General features: G+C 70.4%; 1 protein-coding gene. It reads left to right on the top strand.

Annotated features, from left to right (window positions below; genetic code table 11):
• Positions 1-235: 235 nt before the first annotated feature.
• Complete coding sequence (locus AF1_RS32565) at positions 236-1,270, top strand: IS110 family RNA-guided transposase (protein ID WP_207394252.1); 1,035 nt, start codon at positions 236-238, stop codon at positions 1,268-1,270.
• Positions 1,271-1,284 lie beyond the last annotated feature (14 nt).

Below are 1,284 nucleotides of genomic sequence, written 5' to 3'. Positions count from 1 at the left end.
GACTTGTTGAATCGACCCGGGCGCGCGGTCTGCAGCCGTAGCGTCCAGGGTGCCGGTCGGCACGGGCCCGCAGTGCTCCTTGCCGCCCCGCGTGGGCTGGCTCACTGATAGCGTGCCGCCGCCGGCCGGCACCCGCGCGGTGTGGCTCGACAGAGGCATGAAGGCAATGCAGTGGCTTCAAGTCAGGATGCCCACCGCACTCCCTTCCCCGTCCTGTCGAGCGCGAGGCCAGCCCGTGATCCTGATCGGTGTCGATCCCCACAAGTCGTCCCACACCGCCGTCGCCGTCGACCCTGCGGGCCGCCAGGTGGCCCAGCGCCGGTTCGCCGTCAACGCCGGCACCTTCGGCCAGTTGATGCGCTGGTGCCGGCAGTGGCCCGAACGCCGCTTCGCCGTCGAAGGTGCCCGCGGGCTGGGCCGAACCCTCGCCCAGCAACTGGCCGCCGCCGACGAGAACGTGGTGGACGTGCCCTCCACCCTGTCGGCCCGGGCGCGGCTGCTGGCCACCGGCGGTGACCGCAAGACCGACGCCAAGGACGCCCTCCACGTCGCCCAAGCCGCCCTGTTCCGGCAGGACCTGCGAGCTGTCGAACCCGAGGACCAGACCACGATCCTGCGGCTGCTGACCGAACGGCACGACGACCTGGTCTGCGAACGCACCCGTGTGCTGAACCGGCTGCACGCCGTTCTGCGCGACCTGATTCCCGGAGGCGCGCCGACCGGCCTGTCCGCCGACAAGACCGCCGCGGCCATGAAGACCGTCCGCCCTGCGACCGCGACCGACGCCTGCCGCCGCGACATCGCCCGCGATCTGCTGGCCGACCTGCGACGTCTGGACCGGCAGGTCAAGGACAACGAAGCCCAGATGCGTGACGCCCTGGCCGCGACCGGCACCACGCTCACCACCCTGCCCGGCCTGGGCACCGTGCTGGCCGCCAAGGTCATCGGCCACGTCGGCGACGTCAACCGGTTCCCCACCGAGCACCACTTCGCCAGTTACACCGGCAGCGCACCCCTGGACGCCTCCAGCGGCAACAACGTCCGGCACCGGCTCAACACCGGCGGCAACCGCGCACTCAACTCCGTCCTGCACATCATCGCCGTCTGCCAGATCCGCGACGGCGGACGCGGCCAGGACTACTACCTGCGCAAAATCGCAGAAGGGAAGACCCCTGCGGAAGCTCGCCGGGCCCTGAAGAGACGGCTGTCCAACGTGGTCTACCGGATCATGAAACGCGACCAACGCAACCACCTCACCCGAGCCGCTTGACACACAGAGGCGCT

It is taken from the genome of Actinomadura formosensis NBRC 14204, from assembly GCF_001552155.1.
In the GTDB taxonomy this organism is placed as follows: domain Bacteria; phylum Actinomycetota; class Actinomycetes; order Streptosporangiales; family Streptosporangiaceae; genus Spirillospora; species Spirillospora formosensis.
Note: the sequence above shows the minus strand (reverse complement) of the source record. Positions and strands in the feature narration are given on the sequence as shown.